Genomic DNA, 21,639 nt, shown 5'->3' on the forward strand with positions numbered 1-21,639 from the left:
TGTTGACATTGTGTTAATAACAAAATATGTTAACGGTAACATCGTGGGGGTGTTACAAAACTTAAAAAAGTTGGTCAACCAGCTGAACTTCTATTTGCACCGCCACAAAACTGTCATTTTTGACTTTGGTCGGAGTAAATTATTGTGAAGTTGCAGTTTAATAATAATGCCATCGTACTGTCTGATGAGTTTACCTTGGGTGTAGCAACCGCGGCTCAACAAATTGAAGGCGGACGTTCATTAGATGGTCGTATAGATTCTATATGGGATGCTTATGCTGCTCGTAAAGATACTATCGAGAACGGTGACACTCCAACTAACGCTTGCGAACATTACCGCCTTTTAGATCAAGATATAGCGATGATTATTGATTTAGGCGTTGATGCTTATCGATTTTCAATCGCTTGGCCGAGAGTGATGGATGAACAGGGCGAGGTTAACCCGCTAGGTTTAGCTTTTTATGAACGCATTGTAGATGCATTATTAGCAAATGGCATTACACCTTATATCACCTTATATCATTGGGATTTACCTGAATGTATACAAAAATCCGGTGGCTGGGAAAATAGAGATACAACAGATTTATTTGCTCAATATGTCGATGTTATTAGCCAACATTTTAAAGGTAGAGTGCAACATTTCTCTACACTAAATGAACCATGGTGTAGTGCATTTTTAGGTAATTTATACGGTATTCATGCGCCAGGTAACACAGATAGAAAAACAGCTTATATTGTCGGTCATCATCTATTGCTTGCTCATGGCAAAGCCTGCCGAGTTATTCGTAAAAATATTAGTAACGCTCAAATAGGAATTGTATTAAATGGCGGACCTACGCAGGGTTTTACTGACTCCATAGAAGATAATTTAAAAGCTGAGCTTGCCTATCATGAAATGGTGAGTTTCTTTGCAGAACCAATTTATAAAGCTCAATACCCATCATTACTTCGTAAACTCTTTCCCGATTTTTTTGACATGGTTTTAGCTGAGGATTTAGACATCATCTCGGCAGAATTAGATTACTTGGGGGTTAATTATTACACCCGCAACTTTGTCACTGATGCTCAAGATGATATTGGTTATCAAACTAAGGTCTCACCTGGTGCAGTTGTTACTGCAATGGGCTGGGAAGTGTATCCACAAGGCTTAACTGAGTTTTGTATGCAACTTAACGAGTCTTATCAGCCTAAAGCAATATACATATTAGAAAATGGCGCTGCTTTTGACGATCAAGTTGTTGCTGGCGAAGTTAACGATGATGCTCGCTGTGAGTATATTTATCAGCATTTGTTAGAAGTCGAAAAGATGTTCAATTTTGGCGTTCCAATTAAAGGTTATTTCGTTTGGAGCCTTATGGATAATTTTGAATGGGCTTTTGGTTATAACAAACGATTCGGAATTGTTCATGTTGATTATCAGACACAACAAAGAACGTTGAAACGCAGCGCTCATGCAATTAAAGCATTATTAAAGCAAAAGAAACGTATTAACAGTGCGAAATAAAATAGTACTCAAAGAAGGTAAGCCATTATGAAACCAAATATTAATCCCATATTGCCTGGGTTTAATCCAGATCCTAGCATTGTAAGAGTCGGTGATGATTACTATATCGCCGTTTCAACTTTCGAGTGGTATCCAGGAGTACAAATTTTTCATTCAAAAGATTTGGTTAATTGGACGTTAGCTAATAGGCCGCTTAATAGAAAAGATTTACTGGATATGACAGGTGTACCTGACTCTTGTGGTGTTTGGGCACCTTGCTTGAGTTATGACAACGGAATGTTTTATCTGGTTTATTCCAATGTAAAACGCTTCGATGGCAACTTTAAAGACACACCAAATTATCTTACTTGCTGTGAAACAATTGATGGTGAATGGTCAAAGCCTATTTATATGAACAGTAGCGGTTTTGACGCCTCTTTATTCCATGATGAAGATGGGCGTAAATGGTTTTTAAATATGGTTTGGGATCACCGTCCTGATCGTACTTTTTTTGGTGGAACACTGTTACAAGAATACTGTGAACAAACGAAAAAATTAATAGGTAAACCGAAGAACATTTTTGCGGGTAGCGAGCTTGGTTTTACCGAAGGTCCGCATTTATATAAAAAGTCCGGTTATTATTATCTGTTAACGGCAGAGGGTGGGACGGGTTATAACCATGCTTGTACCATGGCACGTAGTAAAAATATTGATGGGCCTTATGAAATTGATCCCCAAGGCCCAATTGTGAGTTCTAAAGATGATCTTCACCATGGACTACAGCGAAATGGACACGGCGGCTTAGTCGAAACCCCAGAGGGTAAATGGTATTTAACCCATTTAACTTCAAGGCCTTTAGATTTAAATCAACCTGTTGAACAACGTCGTAGCCCTTTAGGCCGAGAGTCAGCTATTGAGGAAGTCACATTTACTGAAGATGGTTGGTTTAGGTTAATCACTGGCGACAAACTTGCTCAGCTGAATCCACCTAGCTTAACAGCAACACCACAGCGCGACTTTTCATTCAGAGATAACTTTGATGGCGCAAGTATTTCAAATAATTTCCAATGGTTAAGAACGCCAACTCCCGAAACATTTTACCGTTTAGAGTCGCAATCTGCTCATCTTAAAATAACAGGTAAGCATTCTGTCGGTAGTACATTTGAACAAGCCTTGATAGCGACAAGACAGCGCCATTTCTCATTTAGTGCTGAAACAGAGTTAGTGTTTAAACCTAATAGTTTTCAGCAACAAGCGGGTTTAATTTGTTATTACAACGCCCATAAGTTTCATTATGCCTACATGTCTTTTGATGAAGAGATTGGTTTGCACTTAGATGTTATAAGCTGCGAAGGCGATGAATCTTTAACGGCAAAGTTTCCTATTTTTGACAAAAGAGTCCCATTAACTTCATCTCGTGTTTTTCTTCGTGCTGAAATTAATTATGGATTGTTAACCTTTAAATATTCTCTAGATGGAGCTGTTTGGGTTGCACTATGTGAGCTCGATTACAGCATCATGTCAGATGAAGCGGGTAAAGGTGAGGGAGCCAATTTTACAGGGGCTTTTGTAGGTATGTGCTGCCAAGACATGACCGGCTCAGACATTAGTGCAGAATTTAATTATTTTGATTATCAGGAACATCACGGCGAATAGTGTTACGGATAGTGGTACAGCTAGTGTTTTGAGTCGTGTTTTAAATTAATAGAGCAAGGTAGAACAGGTGATTTTAATAGCGGCTAACGACTGTTGTAATTGTGGGGGATTGCTTCAGTCATTAGCTGTTTATTAAGCCGATAGCCGATTATTAAATCTAAAGATTGGGCATGTAATTGTTATAGCTTAATTGCCTTTTAAGAGAATGCCTTTAACAGGGTTCAGTTAATCACTCTATTAAAACCATCATACCCAAAAGAATAATAACAAGGCAGTTTATGATTACTAAAAAGAGAAAATTGCGTACGGGCTAGGGGATACGGCAAGTAATATTGTCTTTCAGGTCGTCGTTAACTTTATGGTGTTCTTTTACACTGATGTATTTGGTATTTCGGCCGCAGCAGTTGGTACTTTAATGTTATCCGTGCGTTTGTTTGATGCGATTACTGATCCATTAATGGGAGGGTTTGCTGATAGAACCAAAAGCAAATACGGTCGATATCGCCCGTATTTATTGTACGCATCAATTCCATATGCGGTGCTAGCTGTACTGGCTTTTACAACACCGGACTTATCTGAAAATGGAAAGCTCATATATGCCTATGTCACTTATGGTGCATTAATGACTGTGTATACCATCATTAATATTCCTTATTCTGCTTTGGGTGGAGTTATTACTAATGACCCAAAAGAGCGTGCTTCAGTGCAGTCATATCGTTTTGCATTAGCCATGGTTGGCGGCACTATCGTCACAGCGGTCACATTGCCTTTGGTCGACTTTTTTGCAGGGAGTACTGAAGATAAAGCTTACGGTTTTACAATGACTTTGGCTATTTTATCTAGTTTAGCGGTTATTTGTTTTTGGATTTGTTTTGCCTTTACCAAAGAGCGTTCATCCCCTGAGGTTTCAATTGAAACAAGTAAATCAAAGCTTAATATTTGGAGTGACTTATTGTCACTAAGGCACAATAAGCCATTTCTGATGATTGCTGCTGCCGCATTTTTTTACTTATCTTAGTGTCAATGCGCGGGGCTGTTGCGCCTTATTACGTCACTTACTTTTTAGGGCGAGAAGATCTAGTTAGCACCTTTATTACAGCAGGTATGTTGGCATCTTTAGTTGGCGCATTATCAACGAATGTCCTTTCTAAATATTTTTGTAAAGTTCGATTGTTTCGCTGGGGGTTGGTTGGGGTCGTGGTATTTCATGCGGTGATATATTTTTTAACCCCAGATGCTCTCATCAGCATATTTATCATCAGTATGTTGGCACAGTTTAGTCAAATGATTGTTGTGCCATTAATGTTTTCAATGGTGGCAGATACAGCAGACTTTGGTGCATTAAAGACAGGGCGTAAAATCATGGCGATGAGTTTTTCTGCGCACTTACTCAGTATTAAGCTGGGCCTGGCAGTCGGTGGGGCACTTGTTGGTTGGTTATTATCTTATTTCGGTTACGTTGCTAATACTGAACAAACGTCATTTGCGCTTACGGGGATCGTGTTTATCTTTAGTATTGCGGGTGCTATTTGTGGATTATTAGTCGCCGTAGTTATGGCTAAATATTCGTTAACGAATGAAGAAATGATTTCAGTAAATGATAAATTAGCTGCTCAAAAATAATGCTAGCAAGTAATAGCTAAACTGTTTTGGATGCCAATGATTTTTTTATTCAATTCAACTCAATCCATAGCTATCCATGTCTATTTGAAAACAACCAATCAAGTAATGTTTGATTGGTTTTTTATTCATTAATTCTTATCAACATTGATGAATTTAATTGTGCTGGCAAAAAAGGATTAGCAATAAGGATTGTGTTTACATTTAGTGGATGACAGTTTTTTAGATTTACTTTGTTTTGAAGTGCAAATATTGCTAGCTTAAATTCATTATCCTACAATAAAATAAACAATAATATTATTAGACTAAAATCAGGGACTTTTATGTTCGATTATTTGAAGGGGGCAGCAAAAATACATCGAACTGAATATACCTATTGGCGTTTTAAACATTTCCACATCAACCATGTCATGTTGCCTTACTCAGGCTTTGTTCTTTCAGTTATCCCGATTTATTTATTATTTGGCTACCTTGATTATCAACATTTATACGCAGATGCTTGGCTAGCCACAATGACACGTTTCGTTTTCTCCTTCCTTTGTGTTGCATTTCTTCTAATTTTAAAGCGTTATTCACCTAAACATCTTGATTTTGCAGAACTCACTTTAGTGTTATGTGTGTATTGGTCATTAACCTATATTGGCCAAATGGCGATGGAGCAAGGTGATTTTAATTACCAATCAGGTGGCATTCTTGTCATGGCGTATATTGGGGCATTATCTCGATTGCCGTTCAAAGCTAGTTTTTTCGCACTTACTTTCATGGCGATTTGTTATACCGTTATGATTACGCCCATGAGGTTAGAACATGATTTTGCGGAGGAAATTGATAGATTATCTATCATGCTGGCAATTTATTTTATGTGCTTAATAGCCTGCTTGAGAAGAGAGTCTGAGACTCATAAAAGTTTTGAGCAATTTTGCCAAATTAGAAGCCAACAACTTAGGTTAAGAGCGAGTCAAAGTAAGTTAGCCCTACAAGCCGTAACCGATCCGTTAACTGAATTAAAAAATAGGCTATACCTTACTCAAAATAGCTCATTGCTCATGCAAAACGCTAAGCAGTCGGATAAGGCTTTAAGCTTGTTAATGATTGATATTGATAATTTTAAATCAATAAATGACAGTTATGGTCATCAGGTCGGTGACAATGTCATTTATGGTGTTGCGCAAATTATAAGACAGTATTGTGGTCGCTATACAGGTATGAACATTCGATACGGTGGGGAAGAGTTTTTATCAGTGTTCTACTGTTTTGATAAAGACCAGCTGTTGAGTGTTGCGGAGTCCATTTTAAATGATGTGGCAAAACTCTATTGGGCAGATAAAGATCTAAGAGTCACGGTTTCAATAGGGGCTGCTATTGACAAGTTTAATGCTGCTGATGACAAATCATTGTCTCTAAATGAGCTGATTGGTCATGGAGACAGTGCACTTTATCGTGCCAAAAAATCCGGTAAAAATTGTATTGAAACCAATTAACTTGTGTTCATTGGTGAGTTTTGCTTAATATTTGTGCGCTATGGTCGATAATACAATAGTCGTAGTGAGATAAATATGACGTGGAAATAGTTTAATGTGGACAAAACTATGAGTTAAAAACATCTCACTTTATTACCTAACTTTGTAATAGCTTTATTCGTAGTAGATTTATTAGAGTACAGCTTTGTTCCTGTTCATATTAATCGTGAGAGATATGTGTAAGGAACATTGCTTGAATGAAGTTAAGTGATGTTAAACTCCAATAATATGGTGATTCCTCATGAATTCAGTGTACCTTTTTCTGCGTAAAACAAGCATCGCGAACCGCTTATTAGCAATGATTATTTTTGCTGCATTAGCGACATTATTGATGTTTTTCTTTGCCTTTAACCGAATCGATAACGTATTAGTGCAAGAGAAGGAAGCTAAGCTGACTTCTTTAGTGGGTGTGGCAAGTTCAGTTATTTCTCAATTCCATTTGCAGTCTCAACAAGGACTTTTAACCGAAGATGAAGCTAAAAGTGCAGCAATAGCTGCTTTGAATGAACTTCGATATTCTGGCAATGAATACTTCTTTACCATTAATTTAGAAGGCGTGATGGTTCAGCATGCTTTTGCTAAAAAATTAATAGATACTAATGTTTTATCCATGAGAGATCCTGAAAAAGTACCTCTTTTTCAGTTAATGATCGAACGAACTAATCAAGCTAAAAATGCCACAGTAAATTATATGTGGAACAAACCCAATCAAGATTTCCCTAGCCCTAAAATGAGTGTTGTTGAACGGTTCGAACCATGGGGATGGGTGATTGGTACAGGTATATATATTGATGATATTTATGCGCAAAAGTCAGAGTTTGTGATGCAATATTTACTATTGCTAACCATCATCTGGTTACCGATTATTGTTTTATTATTTGTGATAACAAGAAGTATTGCAGAGCCTATGCAGCAAACGATAAAAGCGTTTGAGAATATTGCTAAAGGGGAAGGTGATTTAACGTTACGCTTAGCTGAAGATGGTCAAGATGAGCTTAATCAAATTGCGCAGAACTTTAATATTTTCACGAATAAAATTCAGCAACTGGTTTCTTCCGTTGCAGTCTCTGTTTCAGAAAGCCATACACTTGCAAATGATTTATCGTCAATTTCGTCTCAAGCGAATCAAATATCATCTAGCGTTCAATTAGAAACAGAAAATGTCGCCACTGCGATAAATGAAATGTCGATGACAGCAGCCGAGGTTGCATCAAACGCCCAAACAGCTGCCTCAAGTGCTAATGTCGCAGATAGTGAAGCAGATAAAACTGCTGAAATTGTTGATAATGCGATAACTAAAATTGGTGATTTGTCTTCTGAGCTACAACAAACCGAATCTGTTGCAAAAGGCCTAAAAATTAGCTCAAGCCAGATTGGGCAAATATTAGATGTCATTGTTGGTATTGCTGAGCAAACCAATTTATTGGCATTGAATGCTGCTATTGAAGCCGCTCGTGCTGGTGAAGCGGGTCGAGGCTTTGCTGTGGTTGCCGATGAGGTTAGAACGCTTGCTAGTAGAACGCAGGATTCAACCCGTGAAATCAATGGCATTATTGACGCTATTAGAGAGGCTATTGAAGATGTAAACCATTCAGTAGAACGGGCTTTAACACAATCAGATGAAACCGTTGGCGAAACGCAAAAAGTAGAACAAGCACTTCATTCAATTAAGTCTGCAATTGGGGATATTTCTCAAATGAATATTCAAATAGCAGGTGCAACAGAAGAGCAAAGTGCAGTGATTTCAGAATTAAATATGAATATTACCCGCATTAATGATATGTCGGTAGAGAATAAAAATCATAATGAGAAATTACTGGATAGTAGTGACAATATAGCAAAAGGCTCAAATGAGCTTGAAAACATAGTAGGGCAGTTTAAAGTGCAAACCATAAATAGTCTTATTGATGAACACCTCGCATTTATAAACTAATAAAGCCTTGTTGGAAATATTCAACAAGGCTTTTTTATTCGAACTTGTATATGCAAATTTATTTCATTTTTGTTAACTGTTTATGGTTAATTTACATAGGCTGACGAATTGATATTTGCGTTAAACACATTAAAAATAACATAAGCTATCTGATAGACCACTTATGGGCTTAGAAATGATTGCTAGACTGGAATGGAGATTTAATGCTGCATATATAATACAGCACATATAAATCAACGATGGTTGATAGTAGTTAGCAAAGGGTAATTATCGAAGAAGATGAATCGGTATTAAGCCAATTCATTAGTAGACCCAGTCATTACTGGTGTTTCAACTTATTCATTATGTTGATAACGTCTTGATATGAGATTTTATACTCTCTTGATAACTGGATGATTTTTGCTTTGTAGGTTTGAATATGTTCTTGCTTTACCAATTCAGTTTGTTTTTCTTCGACAATTTCAGAAACCACTTCTTCTAAGATTTTTAAGCGTCGTAAACTGTAATCCAAAGAAGATAAATACGTCTTCATTTGCATTCTATTACGTGCATTCTCAAGATTTTTAGTTGTTCTATTTTCAAAATCTAATTCATCGAACGCATTTATTACATTTTGTAAATTGATATCAGTCATATTGAAAACTACTTAAAAGTTAATTGGTATTTCGCAATAAATGATAAATTCAAATACTGCAATGTTTTCATCCATGAACAAGTAAAGTATAGGCGACAGTTTATTCAGATTAATGAATTGTTTCAATAGCTATGGACGTTTATATTATGAGGTAACCTATTCATTTTAGTACATGGAGTGTGAGATGTTAGATTTATTACCCGACTTATTTGACCATTACGAAAATAAACTGACTTTAGTTCAATCGAATTGGAACTCTTATGGTGGTAAAACTATTTTTTATGGCGAAGTGGTCACCGTTAAATGTTTTGAAGATAACTCTAAAGTTAAGTCAGTATTAGCTACACCGGGAAAAGGTAAAGTGCTAGTGGTTGATGGTGGTGGCGTCTGTCGACGGGCCTTATTGGGCGATATGATTGCGGAGTCTGCATTTAATAATGAATGGGAAGGGATAATCATTTATGGCGCAATTAGAGATGCAGGTACTATCGCAACCATAGATATTGGTGTGCAGGCACTTGCGACAAACCCAATTAAAACTGAGAAAAAAGATGTCGGTTTAATTGATGTTGCCATCAATATTGCTGGTGTCGATATTAAACCCAAGATGATGATCTATGCTGATATCAATGGTATTGCCATTGCTGAAAAACCTTTAGATTTAACGGTTTTGAGCTAAACTGTTACATAACAACATAGTAACGCTAAATTGAGAACCAATTTACTGACAAGGAAGCAAACATGAAGGCACTTAAATGGCTGTTAGGTATCGTGGCTGGGGTAATATTAATACTTGCGGTGTACTTAACGGTATTTTTTGATTTGAATAGTTTTAAACCGCAAATTGTTGAGGCGGTTGAAAATCAAACTGGACGTACATTTGTCATTAAGGATGATTTGAGCTGGAGTGTATTCCCATCGATTGGCATAAAATTGGGCGGGATATCATTATATAATCCAGAAAATTTTTCTACTAACAACTTTGTTGAAGTGAATGAAGCTGTTGCCAACGTAGAATTAATGCCGCTATTAAGCCAAGAAGTTGAAATCGCGATGCTTTCATTAGATGGCTTAACGGTCAATATGATAACGCAAAAGGACGGTACCACGAGTATCGATGGTTTGAGTGGTGACAGTTCGGCAGCTGTGACAGAAGACAAAACGACTAATTCAACAGCTAAAACAAGTGTTAAACTACAAAGTTTACAAATTGGCGGAGTAGCAATCACCAATACCACTATTAATCTGATTGATGAAACGACAGATACGACTCAAGTCTTCAAGCTTAATAGCTTAACATTGGGTGAGTTTTCATTGGGTAATGACGCTGACTTTGCATATGACTTTTCAGCACAGCTTCCTGATATGACGGTTAACAGTAATGGTGAAGGCAAGCTAAATGTCAGTAAAGACTTGGCTAAATTAGCCATTAACGGCTTCACGATTAATACTGATGTCAGCGGTAAGGGCATTCCTAATAATCAAGTATCCACGCAATTAGTGACAGATATAGCCGTTGCACCTGATTCACAAAACGTAGAAGTCATTATTAGCAAATTATCTGCAATGGAAATTGATGCTACAGGTAAACTAAGTGTCAACTATGGTGCAAAAATCCCAAAAATAAACATGCAAATGGACTTTGGCGACATCGATGTGGATAAGTTAATGCCAGCTTCTGATGAGCAAACTCCAGCAGAAACAGAAAAAGTGGCGAGCACGGCACCTGCAACAGAGCCTGACTTATCCGCATTGAAAACCATTGATGTGGCTATGGGCGTCACTATTAAGTCAATTAAAGTGGCTAATTTACTGACTCAAAATTGGAAAATGAACGCCACAGTTAAAGATGGTATCGCCAATTTGAGTGAATTTTCTGCAAACCTATATGAAGGTAGTATTCAAGCAACGGCAAAACTTGATGCACGCCAAAAAGTCGCAAGTTATCACTTTGAAGAATCACTGACTGGCGTACAATTCAGACCGCTACTAAAAGACGCTGCTGATGTGGATTTAATTTCAGGTGCAGCAAACTTCAAAGTTAAAGGCTCTGGTAAAAGTTTAATCCCTGACAATATAAAGAAAAACTTATTAGCGAAAGGGGATTTTGAAATCGCTGATGGTTCACTTTATGGGGTTAATATTCCGCAAATGATCCGCAGTGCGCAAGATAAACTCAAAGGTGATCTTTCTGCGAAAAATACTGAAGAGTTAAAAACAGATTTTACAAGTCTGACAGGCAGCTTTGATTTAAATAATGCAGTACTGACCAACCCTGATTTAGCGATGTCATCACCACTTATACGTTTAAGCGGTAATGGTAATGCCAATATAGACTCACAAACAGTAGATTATAAATTAACTACGTCTTTAGTGGGTTCTTTAGCAGGACAGGGTGGAGAGAAAGATGCATTAGCGGGCGTTGATATTCCGTTAACGATTACAGGTAGCATGCAAGACCCTAAATTTGGTATCGACACGAGTGCGTTATTTGATGCCAAAATAAAAGGTGAAACCGATAAGCTTAAAGATAGCTTGTTCAAAAAATTAGGAGGGTTTTAATGAAACGTTTTATAGGTTGCTTAAGTTTACTGTTAGTGGGCTGTAGTACAACAAGTACAGATGTCACTGCACAAAACACGGGTGTCGATACTGCGAAAGAGACTAAAAGTGTCGTAAAAGCAAAATCAATTTCGCTTGGTGCTGGAGTATCAACAATGGCAGAAACCTTATTAGTCGGCTTTTTAGAAGCTGAAACCTATACAGACTCTACTAAAGCAATGTCGGTAAAACATACGGCAACTAACAGTCAGAGTTATCCTGTTAGCTTGATGTTTAATTCAGGGATGACCGCTGATTTAGGACTTTATGATCCTAAAGGTCAACAAATTTGGTCTTCTTCTCAGGATATGATGTATACCCAAGCATTGCGTACTGTTACGTTAGCACCAGCACAAACAATCGAAACTCGTTTTAGTGTACCTGCTGCTGTGATGGCAAAAGTGTCAGGACCGGGATATCTATTCAGTGTCAAGTTTGCTGGTAAAGCTGAAGAAAGTGCAATGCCAGTGATAAATGCAGGTTCAACACCTTTGGTTGTTAACTAGCATTTCGTTTCCATTAGCACTAATCAGCGTAAAAAAATGGCAAGTGATATTATCACTTGCCATTTTTATTGGTGGTATTTAATTAGGTAAATAAAACCAATCATTTTTGGTTTAAGTAACCGATTTAAGCTTAACGAATCAGCACTTTTGTAATCAGTAATGAATAGCGTAACTCAATTAAGCGTTCACTTTTGATACATCAACAATTAAACGTAACATTTGTCCAGGCTGAATATATTTGGTGTTATGTAACTTATTCCACTTGATTAAGTCATCTACAGATACGTTAAATTTATTAGCAATACGGGCAAGTGAATCACCTGAGCGAACTTTGTAGTTAACTGTTCGCTCAGTTGCATTTGTTGATGCACGGCTACCAATTGTCAGTTCTTTTCCAATGCTTAACGCGCCATTTTTAGGCAGACGGTTCCAGCGAATTAAATCATCGACCGAGACATTGTAACGCTTTGCGATAACCCACAGTGAATCGCCAGACTTCACTGTATAAGTGATATTCTTAGGTGTTAATTGATTTTGCGCTAATAACTGATCTGTTGTTAAGTCAGCACCTTCAGGTGGCACTGGGATAATTAAATATCTGCCAGCTCGAATATTGTTGTTTTTAAGATTGTTACTTGAGCGAATAAATGATGCTGACGTATCGAAGCGTTTGGCGATATGACTGACAGTATCACCTGATTGAATCTTATAACGATGCCAATTGAGCTTGTCTTTTGGGTCAAGTTGCGCCAATTTTTGCTCAAATACATCTCTTTTGTCATAAGGCAGCACTAGAGTGTGCGGACCTTCTGGTGACGTGGCCCAGCGATCAAGACCTGGGTTAAGTGCTTTAAGTTGGTTTATGTTCATGTCCGCTAAATCAGCAGCCAGTTTTAAATCAATTTGGCTTTGGGTATCGACAACGGCGATATGAGGCTCATTAGCGATAGGTGTTAAGGTAATGCCGTATTTATCGGCATTTTTGATGACATCGGATAAAGCGATGAGCTGCGGGACGTAACGTCGGGTTTCTCGAGGTAATGATAATGCCCAAAATTCAGTGCTTTTACCTGCGGCTTTATTTCTGCGAACGGCATTATTTACTCTGCCTTCACCAGTGTTATACGCTGCTATGGCATACAACCAGTTTTCGCCAGTTCTGTCGTAAAGATATTCTAGAAAATCTAACGCAGCAGTCGTCGCCGCAGGTACATCTCTGCGTCCGTCGTACCACCAATCACTTTTTACCCCAAAATGATTCGATATTGGGGTCGTGAGCTGCCAAAGCCCCGAAGCTGCACTTGCTGAATAAGCAGATGGGTCAAATGAGCTTTCAACGATGGGCAATAGCGCAATTTCAATTGGCATGTCACGCTTTTCAAGCTCTTCTACAATGTAATGTAAGTATGGCTCAGCCCGTTGTGAAACGATTTCCAAATGCCTTGGGTTCGCCAAATACCAGTCACGATATTGATTGACGAGCTTTTGGTCATCAATCGGCATTTTCATCTGTAGGCTAATGCGTTGCCATACATCTGTGATCTCGACGGGCTTTTCAACTTTAACGACCGTTTCTTCAGGATCTACTGGCTTTTGAATGGTAATAGGCTCTTTAGCCGGCTTAGGTGTTGTTAGTGTTTGACAGCCACTTAAAAAGGCCACACCACCAACGATAAAATATAAAGATTTATGCATCAAAAACGAAATTCCTAAGTCTTGCAAAACTGACATGTTTAGTACGTCAGCCTAAAGTATTGGTCAAAATTGAAGCGGCATTGTAGAGCAAAATGCGCTAATTGTCTTTGTTAAGTTAACCTGCGTGGGATATCAACCCTAAACTAAAAGTGATTCTTCCATTCTCTGAGAAGAGTAAATGTTTGTAGTTCAGTCAAATTTTGTTGATTAAACTGCTTTGAAATAGATTGTTTGATTTCTGTACTACCACTTCGTAAAAATGGATTAATTGCTAATTCTGTTGCAATGGTAGACGGGATTGTTGAATTATTGTGCTGTCTTGCTGCTGCAACTTTTTGCTCGTATTGCAGTAAAGCTGTGTTATTGGGCTCTACCGCGACCGCAAAAGTGATGTTAGCTTGGGTGTATTCATGTGCGCAGTAGACTTTTGTGTTGCCATTTAGCTTGGTCAATTTTGCCAATGACGCTGCCATTTGCTCAGGCGTTCCTTCAAATAATCGACCACAGCCGCCACTAAATAAGGTATCTCCGCAAAAGAGAGCATTATCAATGCAATAGGCGATATGGCCGAGTGTATGTCCTGGTACCATAAGTACCTGCACTGGCGAATTGATAAAAGGTAACGTCAGGGCTTGTTCGCATTCAATAGGATGAGTTACGCCTGAGATGTTTTCTTTTTGAGGACCATATACGCTCAGTTGTTGGTTGTATGCTTGCTGTAAATCTGCGATACCGCCAGTATGATCTGCATGGTGATGTGTGATTAGAATACCGACTAATTCAAGGTCTGTGTCATTGATATGGTCTAACACACTTTGACTACATCCAGGATCGACAACGTAAGCTTTATTGGTTCCTTGCTGATGAATTAACCAGATATAGTTATCATTAAATGCGGGAATAGCGTTAACAGAAAGCATGATTTAACCTTAGTAAAATATGTCGATACAGAGTAACGGATTATTGGAAGCTCGCCAAATGTTGATCAACAGTATGATGAGCCTTGTTGGGTGAATACACTCTCATCAATAAACAGTGGACTCTATATTTTGACTTTGATTAAACACTGTCATTTAACAAGAAGTATAGGCGACGTTATTGCCACTAGAATAAAGAATGTCATTAATTTTACTTATTGATCTCAAAACAATAAATATTTTGTTATCCCTTGACGACTTTGGGTTATAAATCGTTATACTCAATTATCGATATGTATTTTATAAGGGGCTGGGCGTTTATGTCGATTCATCACAAACCGCAACAGTGGCATCAATTACCCTGTGGTGATGAAATACAATTGGCTGTAGAACAGCGCTTAGCAAGTTGGTGGCCAAGAATATTCGGCTACCATTTATTAAAATTAGGTCCTTTAAGTCATCAAATCTCCAGCTTAAATTGTAATATCTCTCGTCATTTTTCTATTCATGAGGAAGAAGGTGCTTCGATTATTGCTGATCCACATCACTTACCTTTACAAAGTGGCTCAATGGATGCGGTTTTAATGAGTTTCTTAATTGAGTTTGAACAAGATCCTTATCGACTTCTACGTGAAGTCGATAGGGTAATGATTTGTGGTGGCTATATTTTCATTTGTGGCCTAAACCCGGTAAGCACGGCATTTGCGGGTAAATTGTTACCTAAGTACCAAACTCAAATTCCTTGGTCTGGGCAATTTTTTATGCCTGCTCGAGTCAAAGATTGGTTAGGCTTGCTCGGTTATCAAATACTTCAAGATGAACGGTTTATTTATCACCCTTTAATAGGCGATATCAATCAAGGTAGTTGGTGGCAAAACCGCTTAGAGCGATGGCTACCAGGAATCGGCAGTGTCTATTTAATCGTTGCACGTAAAATGGACTCGCCATTAACACCTATACGAGAAAAGAAAAAGCTCGAGCGCCGCAATGGGCCCAAGCATCAACAGCGGGGCGAACGGGTCATTCTAAACAGACTAACCAATAATATGGTTAGTCTGCATTATAATTGACATCTTCTTGCTCGGGCTTTGCTTCAGCAGCCCATCGAGCTAAATCATCACAACGTTCGTTTTCTGCATGGCCAGCATGACCTTTAACCCAACGCCAATCCATTTGATGGATTTGGCTGACCTTATCTAAACGTTTCCATAAATCGACATTTTTTACTGGGGTCTTCGTTGAGGTAATCCAGCCCTTTTTTTCCAACCGTGGATCCATTGCGTGATACCCTGTCGCATATATTGGCTATCACTGGTTAATATGACTTGGCAGGGCTCATACAAGGCTTCTAATGCGATGATTGGCGCGAGCAGCTCCATTCTATTATTGGTGGTAAGCTTAAATCCGTCAGACATTTCTTTGGTTTGGCGCTTATATTTCATTACAATACCGTATCCGCCAGGACCTGGGTTTCCTAAACATGAGCCGTCAGTATAGATTTTGATAAGTTTTAGTTCTGACATTGAATTGTTACCATACGTTTGACCTTATTTTTGGCAATTATACCTAAACATTTATTAATGAGTTACCTATGAATATTATTTCTAGCGCAAGCCGTCAGGTTATTTTAGATACCGAAACAACAGGTATGAACCAAGCTGGTGGCCCTGTATATATTGGACATCGCATTATTGAAATTGGTTGTGTAGAAGTCATAGATAGAAAACTCACGGGCCGTACTTATCACCAATACATCAACCCTGGTCAAGCAATTGATCCTGAAGCAATTGAAGTTCATGGCATCACTGACGAAAGGGTTGCCAAAGAGCCGCGTTTTCATCAAATTGCTCAAGAGTTTATCGACTTTATTGATGGAGCTGAAATTGTTGCACACAACGCTCCCTTCGATATCAGCTTTATGGATCATGAATTTGCTAACTTGCAGCCTAACGGACCGAAAACTGCCGACATCTGTGGCATTCTGGATTCATTAACCGTTGCTAAGCATTTGCATCCTGGTCAAAAGAACAACTTGGATGCCTTATGTAAGCGCTATGGCATTGATAACTCAAGAAGAACCTATCACGGTGCATTACTCGATGCTGAAATCCTCGCAGATGTTTATTTAATCATGACGGGTGGACAAATTAAGTTTAATTTGTCCAATGAAAAAGCTGGTCAAGAGGCGGGTGGGATTCAGCTTATCGATCAAAATGAGTTTAATCTTAAAGTGATCTCTGCAACGGCCGATGAACTAGTATCACATGATCAACGTCTTGATTTAGTTCAAAAGTCAGGAAAGTGCCTCTGGAGAGGTGAAGCGTAGCCGATGACCGCATTAAAGCCGTATTGTTTATTGTTCATTTTGCTGATTGGGAATTTGATTCCTCAATCGGCTTTTGCTGTTCCATACACTCAAGCGAGTGAACTCAAAAACCGTTTTCGAATTGATCATATGGTTGATGAGTTAACCTTGTTAGTACAGCGAGAATACGGCACTGCGCCTGTAATTGTCATTTTACCTGACGGCTCAAAATGGTATTCAGACCGTCACCCTGAATCAGTTAAGTGGGTTGATGGCTTAACTGGCGATATGATTAAAATCACTAAGCCTATGCCTGGCCCTTGGCAATTGTTGGGTAGCCTTGCTGAAGGCTCAAGTATTCAGAAAGTTTCAGAACTGGAAATCGAAGTTGAACCCATTCCGCAGCCGTTATATCAAGGTGAACGTCTAAAAGTCACTGCACGATTATTAGGTGACGGGTTAACGGTTAGATTACCTGGCTTAGATTTTATGGTGGAGTGGACCACAAAATTTGCAAGCCATCATAAAAACACCGACGCCAACTTTACAACGGGCACAATCATTGTCGGTTCGTATAAAGACAATGGCGAAGGATTAGATGAAGCACCTGATGATGGTGTGTTCACTGGTAAAAAGAATTTAAATCAGCCTTGGGGTAATTACACTTTAACAGTAGAAGCTCGTAATAATATCTTTCAGCGAGAAGTCAGTTATCCGTTCTATTTGTCTGAAAAGCCAATTGAAGTCGAAATTATAGAGCCAGAAGATAAGCTCAATGGTATTTGGCAGATTCAAGCGCTGGTAAATGAAGAAGCATTAAAACTGGAACAAACGCATTTTCACTTTGATATTGTTGGTCCCGCAGGGCTTAAATTACCGCTAAGCTTTAATGAAGTGACGAGTACTGAAACATTGATTTCGATCCCTCAAGTGACTGACTTTGGGAGTTACCGAATTAAAGGCACTGCGGTATCTACAACAGTCGAAGGACGAGAAATAGTGCTCGATTTACCCGAGCAGTTTTTTAATCTCATCGAACCGCCAGCACCGCCACCTTCAGCTGAAGAGCTCGCTAGACGAGCAGCGATACAAGCTGCAAATGAAGAAGCTGCAGCTAAGGAAGAAGCTATCTTCTGGATCCTTGTCGTTAATGGCTCTTTATTAGTCATTGGTATTCTAGGCTTAATCATTTGGCGGAAAAAACAAGCGCTTAATAAAGCATTAGCAGCGACTAAGCTGCGATTAGAGCAAGAGGGAGGCGAGAAGGAAGATGTCCCGTCTCTTGATGATCTTGATTTAACAATGCCAGATGAAAAGTAGTGTTATTTTGATGGTTGGATTTAAATCCTCTTTATAAGCAGGATGACTTGAGTCGTAAACGACTTTACACATAGCCGCTGCAAAGCGGCTAGCTAATTCAGCAATAACCACCTTAACACCGAGTCTGTATTGATGTTTTGTCCACAGGCTTTTTTACCCTTTGTATTTTCATCCGTTATGTTTCTACCATACTCTTAAAACTAAAACTAAAACTAAAACTAAAACTAAAACTGATTTTAGTTAATTTAACAGTAAGTTTTTTAATTCATCAGGCCTGCTTGTCGTTAGAATCCTGTCCCGCTTGAAATATTAACGCTATTTGATTTGCTAGTTTTATCATCAATAAGTGTATCTTTTAGCCTTTGCTGCGCATTTTTTAACTAAACAGACAAAAAGTTCAAAAAAATGGTTGACGGTTTTTCACGACAACTTTATTATTCTTCGCAACTTAAGTGGAGCGGTAGTTCAGTTGGTTAGAATACCGGCCTGTCACGCCGGGGGTCGCGGGTTCGAGTCCCGTCCGCTCCGCCAGTTAAGTTACTTAAATTTTGTTTATTTGTATATACAGGTAACACAGTTTAGGAGCGGTAGTTCAGTTGGTTAGAATACCGGCCTGTCACGCCGGGGGTCGCGGGTTCGAGTCCCGTCCGCTCCGCCAAACAGATTAGCCCTTGTCATATGACAAGGGCTTTTTTGTGCCTTCAATTTAACCTACTGAATATACAATATTTATTGCCTCTCTTAATACTAGCTCTTCAATGTTAATCAAATTCGATAAAATGCTATCAAACTGTCAATTACTGCTTGCTCTATAATCACATTTAGTATTTTATTAAAGGTATTAGCGTCAACATTTGATGGCATAAGTATTTAGTGTCTTTATAAGGAAATAACATGGTAGAACACATCACAGGCATGCTTGCGTTAATTGGCGTCTTGTCTCTATTGTGTCAATGGTTAGGTTGGAAGTTTCGTTTACCCGCTATTTTACCGCTACTTCTTTGTGGGTTATTACTTGGCCCAGGTCTAGATATATTAAATCCAGATGCCATTTTTGGTGATTTACTTTTCCCTATCATTTCGTTAGGTGTGGCGGTCATTTTATTTGAAGGCGCACTGACACTTAATTTTAAAGAAATAAAAGATCACGGCAGAATGGTGACCAATTTAGTGACATTTGGCGCTTTTATTACATGGGCTTGTATTGCACCAGCAGCACATTGGTTATTGGGTTTTGAGTGGCCTATGGCTATGTTGTTTGGTGCATTAGTTGTTGTTACGGGCCCAACAGTGATTGTTCCCATGCTGCGCACCGTGCGTCCTAAATCAAACCTTGCCAGCATATTACGCTGGGAAGGTATCGTTATTGATCCTATTGGGGCTATTCTCGCTGTTCTGGTTTATGAGTATATTGCAGTCGCCGCTGCAGCAGATCCTACGACGCATGTTTTGTCAGCTTTAGGAATGACACTTTTACTTGGTTTTGGCATGGGCGCCGTTGCAGGCTACCTCATCGGTATTGCGCTAAGAACCAATGTATTTCCCCATTATCTAAAAAATACCGCCGTATTAACCATCATGCTGGGTATGTTTGTTGGATCGAACTTGCTTCAAGAAGAATCGGGGTTATTGACGGTGACGGTCATGGGGATATGGCTTGCTAATATGCGTGGCGTCGACATTGCCGATATTTTAGAGTTTAAAGAAACGCTTACTTGTACTGTTGATTTCGGCACTATTTATTTTACTCGCCGCGCGATTAAATTCGACAGCGATGTTGGATCTAGGATGGGGAGGCGTCGGTGTATTATTGGTCGTTTTATTTATTGCCCGTCCGCTGAGTATTTGGATATCAGGAATTGGGACAAGTTTATCTCGGGCTGATAAATGGTTTTTAAGTTGGGTAGCACCAAGAGGTATTGTGGCAGCTGCCATATCATCACTCTTTGCCATTAAATTGGAAGCCATTGGTGTTAACGGAGCAAGTTCAATCGTACCGTTAGTCTTCTTGATCATTATAGGCACTGTGGTTATTCAAAGTCTTACTGCGAGCCCTTGGGCTAAGTTTTTGGGGGTTAAGGCTGACTCATCTCAGGGATTGCTATTATTTGGCGCGTCTAAGTTCTCTCGAGAACTAGCAAAAGTTCTGACTGATAAAAATGTTAAAGTGGTATTGGCTGATAATAACTGGGACAACATTCGCCAAGCAAGAATGGCAAATATTCAGGTGTACTTTGGTAACCCTGCATCAGAACATGCTGAAAACTTTATGGATTTAAGTGGTATCGGCAGAGTGCTAATTTTATCGCCTTATCGACAATTAAACCCATTGGTAAGCTTTCATTTTCAGGATTTATTTGGCGTTAAAAAAGTGTACGGCCTAAATAACGCCGAAGGTGGTAGCGCAAGACACCAATTGTCAGAATCATATTTAAAGCGATTATGTTTATTTGGGGAGTCAGTCTCATATGCTCGCATTGCGAGCTATATGTCAAAAGGTGCAGTAATTAAAGTGACCAACATTACTGAAAACTTCACCTTGACTCATTTTAGGGAGCGTTACGGTGAAACCGCAATGCCACTGATATATTTAACCAAAGAGCAAAAAGTTAAAATTGTCACAGGTGAAGACACTGACTTACCCGTTGGAATTGAGTTAATTAGCCTGTTACCACAAGAAGCGCAAGAGCAAGCGATCATTCAACGTAATTTAGCTGAAGCAGAAGAACAAGCCAATAAAGCTGCTCAAAAGACCCTTGACTCACAAGAGCAAACAGCAGAACTAAACAATGAAGAAGCACCAACTGAGCAAACGTTAACTGCAGTTGATTCAGAAGCTAACACTACAGTGAATAATGCAATTAATAAAAAGGACGAAACAAAGCAATAGTTTTGTAGATTAGAGGTCATTATTACCAACAAAAAAGCTTCGTCGAAACGAAGCTTTTTTATTGAGGTTTTCACTCGATATCTTAGTGTTATTGCTCAGCTAATACCGAAAGGACCACTTCATGGTGATTTTTAGTTTTGAACTTGTCGAATACATGGGCAACTTTGCCATCTTGGCCAATCAAAAAGCTTAAACGATGGATACCGTCGTAAATTTTACCCATAAATTTCTTTTCACCCCATACACCAAATGCATCGGCAACAGCATGGTCTTCATCGCTAAGTAGTGAGAAGTTTAATTCTTGCTTATCATTAAATTTAAGCAGCTTGGCCACGGGATCTGGACTTAAACCGAAAACCGTAACATTGTGATTAGCTAACTCAGCTTTACTGTCACGTAAGCCTTGTGCCTGTACTGTGCAACCTGGTGTTGATGCTTTTGGGTAAAAATAAACTAATACTGGCCCATTTTTTAATGCATCACTTAACGATACGGTTTCATCAAACTGATTTTGTAAGCTAAATTGCGGTGCTGAATCACCAACGGTTAGGGTATTCATT

General features: G+C 38.8%; 13 protein-coding genes, 2 tRNA genes and 4 pseudogenes. 14 read left to right on the forward strand and 5 right to left on the reverse strand.

The window, feature by feature from the left end:
• The first annotated feature begins 144 nt into the window (after positions 1–144).
• The 5 genes and pseudogenes from ACGEDC_RS17790 (at position 145) to ACGEDC_RS17810 (ending at position 8,211) form a co-directional block, all read left to right on the forward strand.
• Positions 145–1,503, forward strand: coding sequence for a GH1 family beta-glucosidase (locus ACGEDC_RS17790; protein WP_394494805.1), 1,359 nt, complete (start codon positions 145–147; stop codon positions 1,501–1,503).
• Positions 1,504–1,530: 27 nt separating this feature from the next.
• Entirely contained in the window at positions 1,531–3,138 is a 1,608-nt protein-coding gene (locus ACGEDC_RS17795; RefSeq protein WP_394494807.1) for a glycoside hydrolase family 43 protein, read from the forward strand.
• Positions 3,139–3,469: 331 nt separating this feature from the next.
• Positions 3,470–4,761, forward strand: a pseudogene (locus ACGEDC_RS17800) (glycoside-pentoside-hexuronide (GPH):cation symporter).
• A 320-nt stretch (positions 4,762–5,081) separates the two neighbouring features.
• Entirely contained in the window at positions 5,082–6,239 is a 1,158-nt protein-coding gene (locus ACGEDC_RS17805; RefSeq protein ID WP_394494809.1) for a GGDEF domain-containing protein, read from the forward strand.
• A gap of 280 nt (positions 6,240–6,519) precedes the next feature.
• The gene (locus ACGEDC_RS17810; protein WP_394494811.1) at positions 6,520–8,211 is read left to right on the forward strand and encodes a methyl-accepting chemotaxis protein; all 1,692 of its coding nucleotides are present in this window, start codon (positions 6,520–6,522) and stop codon (positions 8,209–8,211) included.
• 319 nt (positions 8,212–8,530) lie between these two features.
• On the opposite strand, the gene ACGEDC_RS17815 is transcribed toward ACGEDC_RS17810, so the two are convergent.
• On the reverse strand, positions 8,531–8,845 hold the full coding sequence (locus ACGEDC_RS17815; protein WP_055024481.1) for a hypothetical protein: 315 nt from the start codon (positions 8,843–8,845) through the stop codon (positions 8,531–8,533).
• Between the two features lie 184 nt (positions 8,846–9,029).
• On the opposite strand from ACGEDC_RS17815, the gene ACGEDC_RS17820 reads away from it, so the two are divergent.
• The 3 genes from ACGEDC_RS17820 to ACGEDC_RS17830 all read left to right on the forward strand — a co-directional run bounded on the left by ACGEDC_RS17820 (position 9,030) and on the right by ACGEDC_RS17830 (position 11,952).
• Positions 9,030–9,524 (forward strand): putative 4-hydroxy-4-methyl-2-oxoglutarate aldolase, encoded by a 495-nt coding sequence (locus ACGEDC_RS17820; RefSeq protein ID WP_055024482.1) that lies wholly within the window; start codon positions 9,030–9,032, stop codon positions 9,522–9,524.
• 62 nt (positions 9,525–9,586) lie between these two features.
• Positions 9,587–11,407, forward strand: coding sequence for an AsmA family protein (locus tag ACGEDC_RS17825; RefSeq protein WP_394494814.1), 1,821 nt, complete (start codon positions 9,587–9,589; stop codon positions 11,405–11,407).
• Entirely contained in the window at positions 11,407–11,952 is a 546-nt protein-coding gene (locus ACGEDC_RS17830) for a BsuPI-related putative proteinase inhibitor (RefSeq protein ID WP_394494816.1), read from the forward strand. The genes ACGEDC_RS17825 and ACGEDC_RS17830 overlap by 1 nt, the downstream gene beginning before the upstream one ends.
• 177 nt (positions 11,953–12,129) lie before the next feature.
• Here the strand turns inward: ACGEDC_RS17830 and ACGEDC_RS17835 are convergent, their stop codons facing one another.
• Entirely contained in the window at positions 12,130–13,647 is a 1,518-nt protein-coding gene (locus ACGEDC_RS17835; protein WP_394494818.1) for a LysM peptidoglycan-binding domain-containing protein, read from the reverse strand.
• Between the two features lie 143 nt (positions 13,648–13,790).
• Positions 13,791–14,567 carry a hydroxyacylglutathione hydrolase gene (gene gloB, locus ACGEDC_RS17840; RefSeq protein WP_394494820.1) on the reverse strand — a complete coding sequence of 259 codons (777 nt, stop codon included), beginning with the start codon at positions 14,565–14,567 and terminating at the stop codon, positions 13,791–13,793.
• A 317-nt stretch (positions 14,568–14,884) separates the two neighbouring features.
• Here gloB and ACGEDC_RS17845 point away from each other — a divergent pair.
• Positions 14,885–15,609: pseudogene (locus ACGEDC_RS17845) on the forward strand (class I SAM-dependent methyltransferase).
• 5 nt (positions 15,610–15,614) lie between these two features.
• Here the strand turns inward: ACGEDC_RS17845 and rnhA are convergent.
• Positions 15,615–16,087, reverse strand: a pseudogene (rnhA, locus tag ACGEDC_RS17850) (ribonuclease HI).
• A gap of 68 nt (positions 16,088–16,155) precedes the next feature.
• Here rnhA and dnaQ point away from each other — a divergent pair.
• The 5 genes and pseudogenes from dnaQ to ACGEDC_RS17875 all read left to right on the forward strand — a co-directional run bounded on the left by dnaQ (position 16,156) and on the right by ACGEDC_RS17875 (position 21,079).
• Positions 16,156–16,890: a DNA polymerase III subunit epsilon gene (gene dnaQ, locus ACGEDC_RS17855; protein ID WP_055024489.1), complete on the forward strand. Its 735-nt coding sequence runs from the start codon at positions 16,156–16,158 to the stop codon at positions 16,888–16,890.
• A 3-nt stretch (positions 16,891–16,893) separates the two neighbouring features.
• Positions 16,894–18,189, forward strand: a complete 1,296-nt coding sequence (locus tag ACGEDC_RS17860) for a TIGR03503 family protein (protein ID WP_282166850.1) — start codon at positions 16,894–16,896, stop codon at positions 18,187–18,189.
• Between the two features lie 454 nt (positions 18,190–18,643).
• Positions 18,644–18,720, forward strand: a tRNA-Asp gene (locus tag ACGEDC_RS17865).
• 50 nt (positions 18,721–18,770) lie between these two features.
• Positions 18,771–18,847, forward strand: a tRNA-Asp gene (locus ACGEDC_RS17870).
• Between the two features lie 236 nt (positions 18,848–19,083).
• Positions 19,084–21,079: pseudogene (locus tag ACGEDC_RS17875) on the forward strand (cation:proton antiporter).
• 88 nt (positions 21,080–21,167) lie between these two features.
• Here ACGEDC_RS17875 and bcp read toward each other — a convergent pair.
• The gene (gene bcp / locus ACGEDC_RS17880; RefSeq protein ID WP_055025875.1) at positions 21,168–21,638 is read right to left on the reverse strand and encodes a thioredoxin-dependent thiol peroxidase; all 471 of its coding nucleotides are present in this window, start codon (positions 21,636–21,638) and stop codon (positions 21,168–21,170) included.
• Position 21,639 lies beyond the last annotated feature (1 nt).

Origin of the sequence: Shewanella sp. ENK2, from assembly GCF_043568515.1 — a bacterium.
Taxonomy (GTDB): Bacteria; Pseudomonadota; Gammaproteobacteria; order Enterobacterales; family Shewanellaceae; genus Shewanella; species Shewanella japonica.

Bases quoted from the DNA above. Each gene is read 5' to 3' on its own strand.
- ACGEDC_RS17795 (WP_394494807.1), top strand. From the start codon at position 1,531: ATGAAACCAAATATTAATCCCATATTGCCTGGGTTTAATCCAGATCCT.
- ACGEDC_RS17805 (WP_394494809.1), top strand. From the start codon at position 5,082: ATGTTCGATTATTTGAAGGGGGCAGCAAAAATACATCGAACTGAATAT.
- ACGEDC_RS17810 (WP_394494811.1), top strand. From the start codon at position 6,520: ATGAATTCAGTGTACCTTTTTCTGCGTAAAACAAGCATCGCGAACCGC.
- ACGEDC_RS17815 (WP_055024481.1), bottom strand. From the start codon at position 8,845: ATGACTGATATCAATTTACAAAATGTAATAAATGCGTTCGATGAATTA.
- ACGEDC_RS17820 (WP_055024482.1), top strand. From the start codon at position 9,030: ATGTTAGATTTATTACCCGACTTATTTGACCATTACGAAAATAAACTG.
- ACGEDC_RS17825 (WP_394494814.1), top strand. From the start codon at position 9,587: ATGAAGGCACTTAAATGGCTGTTAGGTATCGTGGCTGGGGTAATATTA.
- ACGEDC_RS17830 (WP_394494816.1), top strand. From the start codon at position 11,407: ATGAAACGTTTTATAGGTTGCTTAAGTTTACTGTTAGTGGGCTGTAGT.
- ACGEDC_RS17835 (WP_394494818.1), bottom strand. From the start codon at position 13,647: ATGCATAAATCTTTATATTTTATCGTTGGTGGTGTGGCCTTTTTAAGT.
- gloB (WP_394494820.1), bottom strand. From the start codon at position 14,567: ATGCTTTCTGTTAACGCTATTCCCGCATTTAATGATAACTATATCTGG.
- dnaQ (WP_055024489.1), top strand. From the start codon at position 16,156: ATGAATATTATTTCTAGCGCAAGCCGTCAGGTTATTTTAGATACCGAA.
- ACGEDC_RS17860 (WP_282166850.1), top strand. From the start codon at position 16,894: ATGACCGCATTAAAGCCGTATTGTTTATTGTTCATTTTGCTGATTGGG.
- bcp (WP_055025875.1), bottom strand. From the start codon at position 21,638: ATGAATACCCTAACCGTTGGTGATTCAGCACCGCAATTTAGCTTACAA.